The sequence below is a fragment of the Paenibacillus illinoisensis NBRC 15959 genome (genome assembly GCF_004000925.1).
Classification (GTDB): Bacteria; Bacillota; Bacilli; order Paenibacillales; family Paenibacillaceae; genus Paenibacillus; species Paenibacillus illinoisensis.
In genome coordinates this window covers 300,588-317,620 of sequence record NZ_BIME01000002.1, presented here as the reverse complement: position 1 = coordinate 317,620, position 17,033 = coordinate 300,588, and the positions used below count along the sequence as shown (strand labels likewise).

Below are 17,033 nucleotides of genomic sequence, written 5' to 3'. Positions count from 1 at the left end.
ATGATTTCCAGCAAGGCCTTTTCTTTGTACTTTCCCACCTGCTTTAGCAGCTTGGTTAGAACGAAATAACGGATAAGATTTCGTTGCTTAGCTCGTACTTACTTTCCGCTCGTAACGGATTGGTACCACTCATTAACTTCCTTCGTATTTTGATCTCCACCGGAAGACTTCCACTTCTCTACAAACGTATCAAACGCATCAATCGGAGCTTTACCATAGATGATTTGCGAGAACAGGTCCTTCTCCATTTTGGTTAAGATGTCGTTGTTCATTTGCATTGACATCGTTGGTGCACCTGTGAACATCTGTTTTAAAGCGATATCTTTTTGATCCTGAACAATCTTGGCCGCTTCCACCATGGGTACCGGTACACCAGACTTAAGTTTTTTCTCGAAAGGTGTTGTTGCTTCTTCACCGTTAGCAAACTTCGCAAGCGTAGCCATGTTCAGACTTGGGATACGTGCACCATCAAACGTTAATGTGTATTTCTCAGGTGCATAACCGCCTGTCACACTAGCATCCGTTGTTACTTTGCCGTCTTTCATTGCCCAGTCATATCCTTCAGCGAAGCCATTTTCGAATTCATCACCTGCTTTTGGATTAGCATAGTGATCAAACAGATAGTTTTGATAAGTGAAAAAGACTTCTGGGTTTTTCATATCTTTGTTAATCAGAATTACACCGTTGTCGTTCGCGGTACCTCGTCTGCCTGCCTTTCCATCAGGTCCAGATGGAATCGGGTAAGCTTTGTACTCCGCTTCCGTATTGTTTTTCTTCACATCTTCGAGCGGCCATGACGGCATCCAGTGAGGGCCTACAACAATCCCGGCTTTACCTGCTGTAAACTCTTCTGCTGCTTTGGTTTCATCATATACCCCAGCTTCTTCTGGAATATACCCTTTTTTCATCCAGTCAGCCAGTGTTGCCAAAGCTTGTTTAGCTCCTGGATTTACAGAACCGTACTCCAGTTTGCCTTCTGCGTTCAGATTCCACTGATTTGGCATCGTGCCGTAGGCTCCGAAGACCCAACCAGCATCAGACATCCATGTGCTGAGCCAGTTTTTGAATCCGATGGTCAAACCGTAGGTGTCTTTTTTACCATTGCCATCCGGGTCTTTATTCGTAAACGTTTCCATAATCACTTCAAGATCAGCCAGCGTTTCAGGTGCTTTCAAATTAAACTTCTTCATCCAATCCTCGCGAATCCACATCACCGGATCACTATTGTAGGAGTAATCCAGAATCGGAATACCAATCCGTTTACCATCCTGCATGTACGGATACCATACGGAAGGATCTTCATTCACGGCAGCTTTCCAGGTATCACTTGCATATTGATCAAACAATTCACCAGCATCAACGAACTTGCCTGTTTCAATCAACTCACGTGCCAGATTGAAATCGCCGCGATACGAAATAATGTCCGGCATTTCTGCATTGGAAGCCAGCGACAAGCGCAGCTTCGTTTCAAACGCATTGTTGGTGGACGGTGATACCCACTGATTTTTTAATTCAATGCCGAGCTTGTCTTTTGCCCATTTGGTGTGCACGTTATTGTCCTGATCTTCACCAGATTTGAATTTGATTTCGGGTCCCCAGGGACGTAAATAAGTAAGTGTTACGGGCGGATCATACTTCCCGTCCTTCAATTCCAGTGCAGTACTCGGTGTGCTCGGTGCAGCCTCTTTGCTCGCTCCACTGTTACATCCGCTAAGAACTGCTGTAAGCGCCAACATTCCTGCCAAAGCCAAACCGCCAATCTTTCTTTTCTTGATTGTTTTCAATTTGTGAGTCCCCCTGTATGTAGTGATGTTGTCTACAGAGTCCATCATAATGAATGAACCATATGAATGCCCATACTAATATTGCAACATTTATTGTATTAATTTAGGATATTAAAAAGTGAATATGGATGTTGTATTAGTACAACGTCTTACTCTTGTCTCTCTTGTTTATCAGGGTGACCGAAAGGTTCCAGCAAGGTTTATATCTGCTTGGCATCCTATGGTTGGCCTAACGGTTCAATAAACTGCTCGGGTGATCAGTTGTTATTGGTATCGCTGCTGTTACTCATACTCATGGTTTTCCGTCCACTCTATGTCGAGTTCATTTCCACCCTTTTCCCTCATCATCTTACGTTTCGATTGTTCTGTAAAGGTTGAAAATGATCATAAAAAAACAGAGGATTGCGGAAGTAATCCGCTCCTCTGTTTCTTGCAGTTTATTGCACTAGTTGGACCCGTTCGTGAGTTTCAGTTAATTACTCGTATATTTCACCCAATCATATTCTGCGTATAGCGGATTAGCTCCATTATATGCCCCTAACCAGCTGTCAACGCCGGTTCCGTTCCACAAGTTCATCATAATCTTCCCAGGTGTGCTGGGAATGTTAGCGGTGGCCGTATGTTTCAGCACACCATCCACATACCATTTGATATAACCGGGTTGCCAATCAAACGCATACGTGTGGAATCCCTGGGACGCATCGAAGCCCAGATTTACGATCTTCTCATGATTTCCAACGCCGTTTGTATAATAATTGAATTGTACTTTCGTTGTGTCTTTGCCAAGGAACTCGATATCAATCTCATCCCATTGTGTGCCATCAGAAGGACCGGTATAGGTGAAAAAAGAGGATACAATTCCTGTATTTTTAGCAGGCTTCATACTTACTTCATAGAGACCATAGCCGTAAGTATTCGTTGACCGATATTCTCCACAATCAAACTTGTTGTTTGAAGGACTTGTCAGACTCAAGCGCAGCTTGCCATCACTCGTAAAATTAGCATTATTCGCCCGCCACGTGCAGTTGAACATGGAACCGTTGGAATACCCATCTGCCTTCTGCCAGGTACTTGCATTGTGATACGTCAGCGGTTCCCAAAACACCCACCCAGCAAAAGCGCTTACCGAAATAAATAATGAAACCACTCCAGATACCATTAATGTGAACCAAGTCTTCCTCTTCATCAATACACCTCCATTTCTTATTCCAACCATGTAAACGAATTTTTGAAACTCCCTTCGATCCTAGATTCAACAGCCAGTGCTTGATTTAATTATTTCATAAAAGCGCTTACATTGGTTGGTATTTCCATTTTATATGGTTCATAATCGGTGAACTATAGCAAAGTTTAAAGAAAACATATTCATTTTTTAAGATCATGTTCTCTGTCGTCTTCTATAAAAAAGGCCCTTCTGTTAGGAAGGGACCTCTTATATTCCACGTACGACTCGAAACCCCTGATCGGGGCCAAATCCATTGGCATCAAATTTACCCGGAAAGGAAATCTCATTGTTGTTAACACCGCCAATCCAGCCGCCCCCCTTGACCACACGCCAGGTATTCTCCGGGCTCTCGGGATGGCTGTACCAGTCCCAGCACCACTCTCTCACATTCCCTGACATATCATGGATACCCAGTTCATTGGCCTTCATGGTACCCACTTTTTGGGTTTGATTTCGGTTGCTCTCAATCGCAGGCCAGCTCCAGTCGCCAGTCAATATCTTGTCCCCTGCATTGATCCAGTACCAGGCTACTTCATCAGGATTGCTGCTTCCACTATAGACGTAGTTCATGCTTTTTTGGCCTCCGCTTGCAGCATACTCCCACTCTGCTTCAGTCGGCAAGCGGTAACCGTCTGCGCCTTCATTTACAGTAATCGTCCATTTGAGATTGTCGTTTTCGTTTTTGTTGCTTGGATCGGTCGTATTCTTGTCGATATTATAGTAGGGTTTCAGGTTTTCCTTGATGCTGCGCTGATTGCAGTATTCCACGGCATCGTACCAGCTCACCATTTCAACGGGCAGGTCATCTCCCTTGAAACCGGATGGATTCTCTCCCATGATCTCCATCCATTCCTTCTGCGTAACTTCGTATTTCCCAATGTAAAAATCAGAAACGGTTACGTCCTTACCGCTAAAAGTCGACTTGGTGCTCTTAAAGGTTCCACCCTCCACGTAAACAAAATGATCCCCTACATCAGCATTCGTTGATGTACAAGCGCTTAGGCAAGCCACAGCTGTAATGAACAGAAATAGCATCCACTTTTTCATTTTATGTCTCCTTCTGGTTCCTGGATTGTAAGCAAGACAGGCCTTGGACCTGTCTTGCTAGATCTCCTGTTCAGAAATTACGATTGAACCATTCCCTAGGAATGATGACCAGAAGCTAGGACGTTACCAAACGGTCACGTTGGAGCTTCCGCTGCTTTGATATCCTTCAGTTGCCATCACCTGATAAGACCAGCTGTTGCCCAGATACATGCCTTTGCTTGCCCATGCATTCACGTGATTGCTGAACGTAATCGTGGAGTTCACACCAATGGGACGCTTGGTTTGTCTCACACTCCAATATTGAGGGAAGGTCTGCGTGCCATCAATGGAAGGTGCGTTGTATCTCATGGTGGTATAGATGTCATATGTGCCGCCATCACTGTTTACTGTGCCTTTGTATGTTCCGGTTGGACGGTATGTTCCCCAGTTGTCCACCACGTAGTATTCAATAAGTGCATTCCGTGTCCACCCGTAAAACGTCAAATATCCGTTGCCGGATGGAGAGAATACACCCGCATTATAATTCACTACACGATTAGGTGTACCGTAAGTCCACCCTTTACCAACAACAAAGTTCCCCGTGTTCTGCCAGTTTACACTGTAATTTCCTCCCGAACCGTTCACGGCATTAACAGTACCCCCTCCATCTGTCCAGTTCTGCCAATAATCTGTTGCTGCGCTGGATGTAGCGGCAAATACTCCGAAGCTCATGGAAGCGGCAAGGACAACAGTTAACAATTTTTTTCCGAATTTAAACATGGTAAAAACCTCCTGATATTTGGATTAGGTTTTGAATAATTCGGTACTTTTTCGGGTAGACACTGGAGTTGGAGTTGAGTTGGTATTTATTTAAAAAGACGTTTGGAAAACAGATACAAATCATTTTTCCACACTGGCCAGTCATGACCTCCGCTCTCTTCATACCAGATGTGCGGTACGCCCTGTTGCTCCAAATATTGATGTACGTCAACGCTAATTTGGATAAGATTATCCTGATCGCCACAGGAGATCCAAAGAAGCGACAAAAGCGAGATTGCTTCCTGCGGATTAGGAAGGAGCAGCTCTGGCGCTTTGGTGTTTGGAGCGGGAGAGAAGGCCCCGACCCAAGCGAAAAGGTTGAGATTGCCCAGCCCGATGTTTAAGGACTGTCCTCCGCCCATGGATAAGCCGGCAATTGCCCTTTTATCCCTGGTTGTACTTGCGGAATAATTGGCTTCAATATAAGGAATAAGGTCATGAATCAAGTCGGATTCAAATCGCTCAAAGGCTTTTATTTTCTCCGGGTCAAATAGATCTCCCTCGGCTCGATCGTTGGGCATGGCGCGACCGTTGGGCAAAACAACAATCATGGGCTCCAGCAGGTTATCGTTGTACAGATTGTCCAAGATGATCTGTGGGCTACCATGCTGCTGCCATTCCAACTCATCTCCACCGATCCCGTGAAGCAGATAAAGTACAGGGTATGTCTTTTCGGAAGAAAATCCTGGAGGTGTGTACACCAGTGCTTTCCGGGTATTCCCTACCGTAGTGGAATCATACTCTATCGTCTCTATTGCTCCGCGAGGTATATCATTGCGGTATTGGTCAAATCCAGCCGGTGCTGAAGATATCATGTACAGTACTCCCTTCATAGGTGCATTTAGCTATTGGATTAATCTCCGGCCTTTGTTTTGTTAACTGACATAGCCAAAACCAAGAATCGTGAAGTGTTTATCCTCGTGCCCTTCTGCCATTTCAATCTCGATCGTATGCTCTCTGGCATGCTTATCTTGAATCAGGAGCATGGCATGACAGCGTGTCCAATTTACTTCACGCGGATTGGCTTGTTTCGTGAGAACACCATCCACTTTGATAAGGGCTGTTCCGAACTCGTCGCTTCCGGAGTCTTTGAAGATTAACAGAAGACATCTGCAACGCATTTGCAGCTTGAACTTTTGCGTTTCGGCCCTCTCACCGCGGGTATACTTCCAATTGTGCGGGAAGAGCGGCGTAGCATAATCGTGATCATCCATCTCGGCCATCTGCAGGTCGGTATCCGTCTGCGCGAAGCACCCCGGGTTGATTTTGGCAAGTTGATTGCCGTTTTTTCGATCCAGCAGTTTCACGTGGACGAAATCATCCCCAATCAGAGGCGGCCTTCTCAGATCATGATCTTCCTGGTCCAGTTCGGCATGATCCACTGCATCAAACAGGTGACCCAGTGCATCGGCCATGATCTGATGTCCCAGGTTGGTCGGATGATATATATCATGAAAATATTGCTCTTTGGTTACGACGTTACCTTCGTGCTTGGTCTTGTGGAATTGCTCGACAAGAGCATCCTTCATGCTCACCATGGGCAGATTGTAATACCAGCCCACCGGAGCCAGGCGATCCTGTAGATTCCAGTCGTTCTCAAAGACACTGAACAAAAGGATGACTGCAGGCTTGTTATCTGCAGCAAGCGCTTTCAATATTAAACTTTCGTAACAGTTCCCCCGGGTTTCATCGTCCGCATCATTAACGGCAAACTCAATAACGACGATATCCGGTTGAAGTTGGCCATCTCCAAGCACATCACGATCATAGCGTATCATTCCCAGTTCGGAAGGCGTTCCGCCTACTCCGGCTTTAACCAGCTGAATGGAACTGCTGTCCGATGGAGCAAACATCGCCTTGAACCGCTCATACGATCGATAGGCGTAACTACGGAGATGAATAGGAATTGCGCCAGCGCCGTGGGTGATAGAACCACCGATATAAGCCATAACGACAGGTTCACCCTGCCCAGCCTTCTGAATTGCCCGTTTTAATCTGGCATTGTGACCTTTGTTCAAAAGTGATTGGCTAATCATTTTGTGATATTCAGGGGAGCTGTAATCGAACACTTTTTCGTCATTCGTCTCCTTCACTCCAACGGGATCGCGCGGTGCAGTTATCCCTTGGTGTATATCTGCTTTTGGTGTATCTCCTGCATCGCGAACCATGTTATACCACCATCCTTTCCTCGATCATTAAGTTTCATGGTCATTTGAAGGAATCCAAACCGGTAGAACTTTATGCTTGAGTGGGTCCTTCCTCACGAGTGTAACACTTACATAATTTAACAGATACCCGATAAAGTATAGGACTTGCAGCAATCATATCATTTCAATTTAGCCATGATAATCCGAAGAAGGAAAGAACTAAGATTTCCAATGTAAACGCTTTAATTTATACACATTTACCATGATATAATTGGATTAACGTTTGCAATAAAAGGAGGAAAACCCATGAATATCACCGGTCAAGGCGCCTATGATACCAATACATATATCAATCTCTTCCACAAATTTGGTTATGATGAACAGGAAATAACCGCACGGCTGGAGGCGTCGTGGAACGAGCTGTTTTATGGAGAAGAGAATACGCGAATCTATTACCCGATGGGTGAGGACAAAGGCTATTTACTCGACACCGGTAATAGCGATGTTCGCTCCGAAGGCATGTCTTATGGCATGATGATGGCTGTGCAGATGGACAAAAAAGAAGAATTCGATCGGCTCTGGAATTATTCCCATACATTCATGCAGCATGCTGAAGGTCGATACAAGGATTATTTTGCCTGGCACTGCAAACCTGATGGAAGCCGCTTATCTCAAGGTCCTGCACCTGATGGTGAGGAGTTTTTCGCGATGGCTCTGTTCTTTGCTTCTAACCGCTGGGGTGATGGGGATGCGCCTTTTAACTATAAGGAACAAGCCAGAAGAATCCTCCGCGCATGCATTCATCAAGGTGAAAATGGCGAGGGAGATCCCATGTGGGACCCGGAAACCAAGCTGATCAAATTTGTACCAGAATCACCATTCAGTGATCCATCCTATCATCTCCCCCATTTCTATGAGCTGTTTGCATTATACGCGGATGATGATGATCAAGCCTTCTGGAGAGAAGCAGCGGCGGCAAGTCGAGCTTACTTGCATACCGCCTGTCATCCTGTAACCGGGCTTTCGCCTGAATATGCGAACTATGACGGGTCACCCGCCCCTGTTCAGCCGCATGGAGATTTTAGACACTTTTACAGCGATGCTTACCGGGTTGCCGCGAATATTGCTCTGGACTGGGAATGGTTCCGCAAGGATCCCTGGCAGGTGGAACAATCGAATCGAATTCAGTCCTTCTTCAGCAGCATTGATGTCGCAGAATATCGCAGATATACCATTGAGGGTGAACCGTTCGATGAACCTTCCTTGCATCCGATCGGTCTGCTCGCTACCAACGCCATGGCCTCACTGGCTGCAGATGGTCCACATGTGGAACATTTCGTACGCCTCTTTTGGAACACCCCCCTGCGCCAGGGTGAGCGCCGCTATTATGATAACTGTCTGTATTTTTTCAGCTTGCTGGCTTTAAGCGGCAGATATCGGATATATTAATCACTCTACAATGAGTCATCGAACAAACGAGTTCATATGCATCACAGCGCATCGCACAGACTGAAATCTCAACGTAAAGAGGACCTTTCCGGCAATAACAGCCGTGGAGGTCCTCTTGTGCAATAATGTTAATTGCTAACCGCGATAAATTTCCATTGTTGATTCGTTGCACCCGTGTACGTATTCTGCTGCAACTTGGCGCCATCGGATGTGGAAGCGTTTTCCACTTCAATCGCTTTGTTGCTGTTCACGTTAATGATACTCCAATATCCATTCCCCAGATCGTTGACTTTGAAATGCTGTGCGGTCGTGTTCAGATTGCTCATGAGCTGAACCGCTTCACCGTTCGTGAGAGTACCGTTGCGAATATCAATCACTTTGTCCGGTGAGTTCACGCTGGTTAGTGTATAGCTGCCACCGCCGATGGAGGTCAGAACCCACTTCTGAGGATTGCCGCCCAGATCGCTCCATTGCTGAAGCTGAAGATTGTTTTGATTTTGCCCCCCAGGAACGTCAATGACCTTATTGGAATGTTTGGCCACAATTTTGTAGGTTGCACCTGACACTAGCCCGGTTGTGGGTCCACCACCATTTCCACTACCTGGATACGATTGAGCACGTTCATGGTACCAGTTGAACAGGAATCGTCCCATGGCACTTCGTGAAGCATCGCCATCCCATTTCAGTCCAGCCGTTGGATCGGCAAAAGAGCTGCGCTGCCCCGGCTCAAGAATGAAGCCGTTCATGTGAGCCGCAATACTAACGTTTCCAGCCGCGTTGAAGATGGTTTTGGTATTGGTACCGAAACCTTCGTTGCTGCCATTAAACAGGTTCCAATAGGCCGAATCACCAGGCTTGTTTTTAAACCAGGTTACTTCCGTGATATTGATCGGATACTTGTCTGCAGCTGCTTTCACATTGGTATTCCACTGATCTTGCAATATGGAGAAGTTATCGTACGCGCCGTAACCCGGATACCAGTGAACCGCATATCCGTAGTTGTTCAGGGGATCCGTCAATGGATGGCTTGCCGTCAGACTGTAGAACTGGTTATACCCCAAACCTGCAGCCCAGATTACGTTATCGGCACCCTGGTTACGAATCGTGGAGATGATGGAGTTCTGGAAATTGCGCAGATCATTCCAGTGATCCACAAAATCATTCTCCCCGTTGTATCCGCCCCAATGTCCATTCGCATACGATTTCACTGGCTCGTTAATGAGCTCAAAGTGAACGTTATCGGCACTTTTAATCTCGGGGCGAGATGCAAGATATCCCCAGATTTGATTAAATTTCTGCAGGTTGGAAGCGGTAGTTGCCTGGTCATCCTTCAACGTAAAGTCGAGTCCCAGGACTACATACACACCTTTGGTTTTGGCATATTGAATGTATGGGATAATGACGTTCTGCGTAACGGTCTGCACACCGGCAAAATTATATGTACCCGCCGCCACATCACCCATGTCCTCACGATCAATGAACAGACGTACCTGATTCATGTTCCATCCATGATTGCTGCCGTATTTCGGACTTGTGTCCGCAAATGTATCGGTAATGTCTTTCAGGTAAGCCAGGGTAGCCGCATGACGATTGTTGCCGTGAAGATTAAGATAATAATTGCTGTTCTGATACGTCCAGTAGGCACCTGAAGGTTGATGCCAACCGTTCAGAAGCACAGGCTGATTGTTGCTGTTCACCAGATTCTTGCCACTTACGTGAAGCTTGCCCATAGGCATGCCAACCCACGCCTCTGCGCGGCTTCCTCCCCATGGAGCAATCGTAATCAGTAAAGCCAAAACGAGTAAAAGTTTACAAGACATCCACATCTTTTTCACTTTATATCCTCCTGTCATGATCGATTGCTTTTCCTCAATGCAATATCCGATGATTGCAGCAAAATCTACGAGTAGACTAAGCTTCAGTTGGCGCACGCTTCCGCAACCCGTTCCATACGTTCAGGCGCAAGACTCCTCCTCCTCTCTTCAGATCGTATCGATCTGTTTCGGATCTTTCTTCACGGTTAAGCCTACCGTTTTAGCCAACGATTCCTGTACGTTCTACACTCTCCACGAAATAGCGCTGCACGAAGAGATAGATGACAATCAAAGGCAGAATGGCGAGCAATATTCCCGTATCCTGAATCATGCTTAGATAAAAAGGATCCGCCTTGGAGGCTCCATCACTTACTTGTTGGGCCAGATTATACGGAAGCGAAGACAGTTGGGTTGACATGACCTTACTTGAAGTCAGATACGTGGTCGTGTAGAAGCTATCATTCCACTGCCATACAAAGGAAAACAGCATCACGGTCACCATGGATGGAATTGCATTCGGGAGCATAATTCGGGTAAAGGTCCGCCCAATGCCTGCCCCGTCCACATATGCAGCCTCTTCCACTTCCTTCGGAATGCCGCGGAAGAACTGACGAAAGATGAAAATATACAACCCGGCTTTAAGCGAATTGGCCGTAATGGCGGTTAGAATGAACGGCCAGTAGGTATTCAGCAGGTTCACCGGTTTGCCGGTAATCAGTGTCATCAAGCCCATCAGGTCGAAGCTTTTCAGATTCAGATACACCGGAATCAAAATCGTCGTGGGTGGAACGAGAATCGTGAGAATCACCCCTGCGAACAGCAAATTGCTCCCCTTGAACTTCAACCGGGCGAAACCATACCCTGCAAGGGCACAGGACGCAGTCGTTAACAGTGTTGTTGTCGCTGACAGCGCGAAGGTATTGAACAGCGTCGCCCAGTAATCCATAACCCGGATAGCCTGCTGAAAGTTATCGATCGAGAAATTCTGGGGAATCCATACTACCACTGCGGAATACAGGTCACCCTTATCTTTGATGGACGTTGAGATTTTCTGAAATATTGGAAAGAGGATAACAAAGGAAAGTCCAGTAATCAGTACGAACCGAATCACAGACCAGAGCCAGCCTTTCCAGTGTTCCAGCGATAATAATCGAGAAGTCGTCACGCTGAACGTCCTCCTTTCTAATCTTGATAGAAGACTCGTTTCGAGAAAATTATGGATACAATCACGAGAATGATGGCAATCGCCAGAAAATACACCCATGCCATCGCTGAGCTGAGGCCAAAGTCAAATTTCACAAATCCGGTATCCCGGATCAGTTCAGTCATGGCGTTATTGGCAAACGAGTCGATAATGGTGTAGATCGCATTGACAAAGATCAGCGGACTGACCATCGGGAATGTAATCTTCCAAAATGCTTCGTACCCGGTAGCACCTTCCATTTTGGATGCCTCATAGAGCTGAGGCGAAATGGTCTGAATGCCAGCCAAAAAGATCAAAATCTGCACGCCCGACTGGCTGACAATCTGATAGATCCGATCCACGGCACTGCTCAGATACGTCACGATCCATTCGCTCACCCCGGCATCCAACATCAGATTTTCGAGCTCAAATGTACCTAGTGCGCTTCCTCCAGTACTGTTCTGGTTAACAGCATCAATCAAGCTGGTGCTCTCCAGTGACATGATGACACCGGATGCCAAAATAACGGGCAAGAAGAATATGGAACGTGCCACTGCCCGGCCTCTGAACTTCTGGTTCAGGATGACGGCGAGAAACAGGCTAAATATGACAATAAGAGGCACATTGACAAGCACATCGGTAATCGACTCGATCAACGCTCGGTTAAAACTGGTATTGACGGTGAGTGCCTGAATATAATTGGCAACCCCGGTGAATTGAATGGCAATACCTTCCGCATTGGCCTGAATCGTGCTCATGCTGTAACGCAGCGACGCGAGCAGCGGGATGAAGAAAAATAATACAAATCCAACCAGCCATGGAAGCACGTAGATGACGCCCCACATGGCTTTCTGCTGAGCGTACGTACGACTTCCCGATTTCCATTTCAGGAGTGTCTTCAGAGCTGCTCACCACCAGTCACATAACCTTGGGCTTCCACGGATTGGCCCTCAACCTCTACAGGAAAATCATTATAATTCACGATCACGAAGCCACCGCCATCATAGGTTGTTCGGTACACACCTTCCGCCAATGCTTCATGCGACGTCATGGAACGCCCGGCAAATGGAAGGTTGGTCTGATTGACCTCGTTGTACATCTCGGCAGCCAGATCTACCCACTGCTTGTAATTTGCCGCGTACAGATCGTCATAATCGGTCTGTTTGACTACATGATTAGGCGCATTAAACCAGGCAAAGTACGGACTTGCACCGTATTCGATCAGCTTCAGCACATATTGTCTCGGGTTCGTATACGTCGAAAGATTGTATGGAGATCCCGTGTAACTAATATTTCCATGAACCACCAATTGGAAAAATGGAATTTCCTCATCCTCCAGTTTGAACTGGCTGCTGCTCATTGGAGCATCCGTCAGTCCGGTAACATACGGCAGCGCGTAGCCATTTCCACCTTCGACCACAACGGAGCCTGCCTGCTGTTTGATCTGTTCGAGGGCTTTGGTGACCACGCCCAACGCTTCCGTTCGATCCAGCTGCTTCTTGGGATTCATGTCGCTGTTCAGCTGTTCAGCCAGATCCTTCAGGCTCAGTGATTGCGCTTGCTCTTCTTTTGAAATAGACTTCATCTCATCCAGCATCTCTGTTGTAACCTGATCCAGCTTGTTGGGCGAAAGTACATAGGATGGTGACCTTTCCCGGTCACGGCGCTGTAAGGCTTGATTCATCGGATACACAACAGCCGGTTCCTGGGTTAACGTTCGTGAAGCCTCTTTATTCGGTTTGAATCCTTTCTTCGACTGCACATTCAGCAGAGCTATATCCGGATAAAATCCGATACCCGCTTCCCGTGCGTAATCACTAAAGTCACGCATACCTTTCTTGCCGCCAATGGCTCCGTCCACCGAAATGGAATCCGGCAGCCGATGGTGCAGTCCATCATTGAACCATCCGGCGTAGCGAACCTGAATGTTGGATACATTTTTCTCCGTCAGCGTGGACAGAATCTGCTTGGCTTCCTCAAAGGTCGTAAGCGCCTCTGTCGAATCATAAGGAATCCCCAGCATATGCTGCCTGGTTGTCATCCCGCCGAACAATTTCAGATAAAATGGAATGCCGGCCTGTTCTTTACCCGCTTGCTGCTCGGGCAGTCCGCCGGTATGTAACAGGTAATTCCGATAGAGTTCGGCCAGCCCTGAATAGGAAGCCTTCTCCCCGCCGACAAAGGCGTAACGGACAACAAAGTCTGACGCTGTCGGTTTTTTCTGGAATTTGGGAAGTGTTCGCACCATGTCACTTGCCTGAAGCGTTACATCGCTTTTATTCATAACATAGAAGCTTGGATATACGTTGTTATAGCTGTTCAGCTTGCCGCTGATATCCGCATTCACCACTGCCACAGCGTCCCCTTCCTCGATAATGCCAAGGAAAGCTCCCTCTTTGCGAATTAGACCAAAGACTGGAAACCGGGCTTTGGCTTCCGCCGATCCGGCTTCCCGCAGCTTCATCGTCAAATCCGGGCCATAAATATCTTGTTGATACCCTGGATATTGGAGCTTGCCATTGTTAAAATGGATCAGTGCTCCCGAGCCGTCCGGTACAAATATCGCCCCCTCTTCATTCATCCCTCCGGCTCCGAAATATTCCAGTACGGAAATGGTGTTGATCGGATATTCTTCCGGAAAATGAATGCCGGATGCTGGAACACGCACCAGCAGATTCTCTCCATCCAATTCATATTCCAAAGTCATCATGAAGAGCCGCGGTCCACTGCGCTCCTGATCAATCCCGTGTTCGGCATGATCCTGTGCCAGGTCTTCTTCCGTATAACCAGCCGTGTCAAATGCCTTCAGGGCACGGGACAACTGGAGTCCCTGCAGGGCCTTGTCAATTCGAACATAGACACCCTCATCTTTATCTTCGGTATACCCGATCTTCAAGGCGCGTTCTCCTGCCTTGTCGAGCTGTGCTAACAACTTTTGCTCAAATCGTTCCTTGCTGATTTTGACCGGCAAATCTTCAATGGAGCGCTCGGTGCTCCCGAACTGATAGTGAACCCGGACCCCGCTTGGCATAGCCTCATAGCTAACCTGCTTGTGACCGATGCTATCCGTATAAGAGTTCACCGTACTGCTCTGACCCTGGCTGTTGAAAAAGCTAAGTCTGGCCTGGGATGACAGAAGATCTTTGTTAATCCCGGCCGCAATCCCGTCCTGCTCTCGATCTGCCGGATTGCTGCGCCAGATCTGTCCGCTCTTTCTGTCCAGGACAGCAATCTCTGCCGTCTTTTCATCGATAAACAGCTGCAAGGCTTCATTCCGGGCAATACCAATCATGCCTTGCAGGCGAGGATTGCTGAAAGAAGATTTCAGTTGTTCTCCGGGAGGCAGGGAGGGAAGATCGGCCTGATCTACAGCTGCTGCTGCCTCACGAGCTTGCGGTGATAGCGAGAACTGGCAGCCACTTAGAAGCAGACTGCCAATCAGCAGCATTCCGGTTATTTTTTTTGCTACAGCATATTTCACTGGATGTCCTCCTTCCTTAGCCCCGAAGCACGATTTCTTGATAGATGGTTACGACAAACGATACGATCTGCTGCACAAGACTGAAGAAAAGCAAGCACAGAAAAGCCATAAAAGCCATGGCTACGAGGGTAAGCAGCATCGTAAGCACTGTCTTAGCCGGTGTGTACTGATGAACGGTCATGTTGCCCACGAATAACAGATACACCGTCCAAGCCACAGTAAGTGCATTGGAGAAATAATAAAAGGCTGTCTCCTGCGCGGAAATGACCAGACTCAGCCAGATCCACGGGAAATGAATCAGGAGCAGCGGCACCAGTGCAAAACACGTCGACATGAAAATCTCCGAAAACTTGCCTTCTCCATCCATCAGGGTCGTTAACGACCAGTTGGCCACACACCAGAACAGTACCGGGATCATGACATACAATACTTCAAGCAGGCTGTTCAGATACTTGGGATTGTTAAAATTAATGAGAAATCCGCTGTACTGGGCATGCAAAATCTTGGTAACTGTCAGCAGCAGCATAATCATACAGGCAATCAGCAATGTCGTTCGTTGATTACGTTCATATTTCAGTTCCCAGTACCCATCAAACGGGTGAAAGATGAGGTGCATCGGATACTGGTAAAGCTGCTTACTTGGCGCTTGCATTTGTTGTCCTCCTTTTCTGCCTGCGAACGATGACGACGGTAACAAACGCAGCAACAGCAAGGAATAGACCGGACATCATCCAAGAAAAATGCTCGCGCATCAGCTCCTTGCGGAACAAGAGAAAAGCTTTGGAGTAACCCTGCCGCTCCATGCTCCGTTTGAAATATTGCGCAGATTCGGCATAATCCTTCTGGCGAAGCAGCGACTTGCCAATACCCGCATAGGCATACTCCAGGTTCGCATTCATCTCGGCGGCCTTGGCGAACAGCACCGAGGATTGATCTTCATCCCCGTTGTAATAACTGCGCACCGCTTCGTGCAGCGTGCGCCCGTATTCCGTGATCTCGAATACCGTAATCTCACCGAGCGCCTTATCCAGCACAAGCATTCGGTCTCCTGCACGTTCCAGTGCAACTGGTGTGTTAAACTGTCCCAACCGATTGCCTATCCCCCCAAAAATATGGAGCAGGTACCCATCCCCGTTATAGGTGAATATTCTCCCTCTGCTGGAGTCAAGCACCGAATACATGTCACTATCTCCCACGTCTACATCAATCAGGCGCGATGGCCCTGCTTCATTCGTGTACATCAGATCACCTTGTGGGTAATGATAGCCTTGTCTGCGCAAGATATCGGTCCCCTGGGCATTCAGCTTCTTGATTGGATCTTTGCCGCGGTCACCGCTTGTGGCATAGATGAATCCCTCTTCATCCATATCCAGGTTGGTGAATTCCGTCGGTGTGAACATGACCATCTGACTGCGCTGCTCGCGCGTGGCAAACCGTTTCCACAAATACTCTACCGGGTCAACTTGAACCCTGTTCGCTCCGATAAAGGAGGAAAATGTACCGTCGGCACTAAACTCCATGTATCCGTCAAATACACCCGCTGCCATGACGTAAATACGGTCTCCTTTATCCATGACAACCCGAACGGGTTTGAATTGAAAATCCGCTTGTAACAGATCCGATTTCGGTTCAGCCACAACCTTGACCAATTGGCCTTGTTCATTCAGATGAACGACCCGTTGATTGTCGGTATCCGCAATGAGAAGATCCCCTTTTTCACTTACATACAGCCCTTGTGGATTATTGAATTGCTCCTTCTTTCCCTCACGTTCAAAGGAATCAATCGTCCGGACCAGCTTCAAATTACGATCCATTTCCACAATGCGACCATTGCCGGAATCCAGTACGAACACTCGCTGATCCGCTGTGACATGCATGTCACTTGGTTCTTTGAATGCACCAGCGTTCACTTTTTTTCCCGTAATGATGGACGTGGCCTCGTATGCTGCAGGAGCCGGAACGGAATCGCCCCAGTAGGAATATTGGTAAGCATCCTGCTTGCCATCTGCACTCACGGGTGCTGCCTCCTGGCTGAACCACAGGAGGCAGACCATGCCCATGATGATCCAGCCCTGCTTGTTCCATGTGCTTATCCGCACCTCGCT

At 47.4% G+C, this 17,033-nt stretch carries 13 protein-coding genes; 1 reads left to right on the top strand and 12 read right to left on the bottom strand.

The genetic code is table 11. The features are described from left to right. Positions 1 to 98 precede the first annotated feature (98 nt). From PIL01S_RS06855 to PIL01S_RS06830, 6 genes are all read right to left on the bottom strand, one after another. Positions 99 to 1,736, bottom strand: a complete 1,638-nt coding sequence (locus tag PIL01S_RS06855; protein ID WP_371859935.1) for an extracellular solute-binding protein — start codon at positions 1,734 to 1,736, stop codon at positions 99 to 101. 520 nt (positions 1,737 to 2,256) lie between these two features. Beyond that, positions 2,257 to 2,970: a beta-glucanase gene (gene bglS / locus PIL01S_RS06850; protein ID WP_127536855.1), complete on the bottom strand. Its 714-nt coding sequence runs from the start codon at positions 2,968 to 2,970 to the stop codon at positions 2,257 to 2,259. A gap of 246 nt (positions 2,971 to 3,216) precedes the next feature. After that, the gene (locus PIL01S_RS06845; RefSeq protein ID WP_127536854.1) at positions 3,217 to 4,056 is read right to left on the bottom strand and encodes a formylglycine-generating enzyme family protein; all 840 of its coding nucleotides are present in this window, start codon (positions 4,054 to 4,056) and stop codon (positions 3,217 to 3,219) included. A 123-nt stretch (positions 4,057 to 4,179) separates the two neighbouring features. Further along, entirely contained in the window at positions 4,180 to 4,815 is a 636-nt protein-coding gene (locus tag PIL01S_RS06840) for a glycoside hydrolase family 11 protein (protein ID WP_095357522.1), read from the bottom strand. Positions 4,816 to 4,901: 86 nt separating this feature from the next. Beyond that, positions 4,902 to 5,669, bottom strand: a complete 768-nt coding sequence (locus PIL01S_RS06835; RefSeq protein WP_127536853.1) for an alpha/beta hydrolase — start codon at positions 5,667 to 5,669, stop codon at positions 4,902 to 4,904. A 60-nt stretch (positions 5,670 to 5,729) separates the two neighbouring features. Further along, positions 5,730 to 7,022, bottom strand: coding sequence for an SGNH/GDSL hydrolase family protein (locus PIL01S_RS06830; protein WP_127536852.1), 1,293 nt, complete (start codon positions 7,020 to 7,022; stop codon positions 5,730 to 5,732). Positions 7,023 to 7,307: 285 nt separating this feature from the next. On the opposite strand from PIL01S_RS06830, the gene PIL01S_RS06825 reads away from it, so the two are divergent. Then, positions 7,308 to 8,450, top strand: a complete 1,143-nt coding sequence (locus tag PIL01S_RS06825) for a glycosyl hydrolase family 8 (RefSeq protein ID WP_127536851.1) — start codon at positions 7,308 to 7,310, stop codon at positions 8,448 to 8,450. 128 nt (positions 8,451 to 8,578) lie between these two features. On the opposite strand, the gene PIL01S_RS06820 is transcribed toward PIL01S_RS06825, so the two are convergent. From PIL01S_RS06820 to PIL01S_RS06795, 6 genes are all read right to left on the bottom strand, one after another. Beyond that, positions 8,579 to 10,276, bottom strand: coding sequence for an RICIN domain-containing protein (locus PIL01S_RS06820; RefSeq protein ID WP_246058141.1), 1,698 nt, complete (start codon positions 10,274 to 10,276; stop codon positions 8,579 to 8,581). A 208-nt stretch (positions 10,277 to 10,484) separates the two neighbouring features. Then, entirely contained in the window at positions 10,485 to 11,429 is a 945-nt protein-coding gene (locus PIL01S_RS06815) for a carbohydrate ABC transporter permease (protein WP_127536849.1), read from the bottom strand. A gap of 17 nt (positions 11,430 to 11,446) precedes the next feature. Beyond that, positions 11,447 to 12,292, bottom strand: coding sequence for a carbohydrate ABC transporter permease (locus PIL01S_RS06810; protein WP_095357516.1), 846 nt, complete (start codon positions 12,290 to 12,292; stop codon positions 11,447 to 11,449). A 53-nt stretch (positions 12,293 to 12,345) separates the two neighbouring features. Then, positions 12,346 to 14,928, bottom strand: coding sequence for a DUF5696 domain-containing protein (locus PIL01S_RS06805; RefSeq protein ID WP_127536848.1), 2,583 nt, complete (start codon positions 14,926 to 14,928; stop codon positions 12,346 to 12,348). 16 nt (positions 14,929 to 14,944) lie between these two features. Next, positions 14,945 to 15,580 (bottom strand): Yip1 family protein, encoded by a 636-nt coding sequence (locus PIL01S_RS06800; protein ID WP_127536847.1) that lies wholly within the window; start codon positions 15,578 to 15,580, stop codon positions 14,945 to 14,947. After that, positions 15,564 to 17,027: a hypothetical protein gene (locus PIL01S_RS06795; protein ID WP_371859923.1), complete on the bottom strand. Its 1,464-nt coding sequence runs from the start codon at positions 17,025 to 17,027 to the stop codon at positions 15,564 to 15,566. Before PIL01S_RS06795 ends, PIL01S_RS06800 begins: the two co-directional genes overlap by 17 nt. Positions 17,028 to 17,033: the final 6 nt, after the last annotated feature.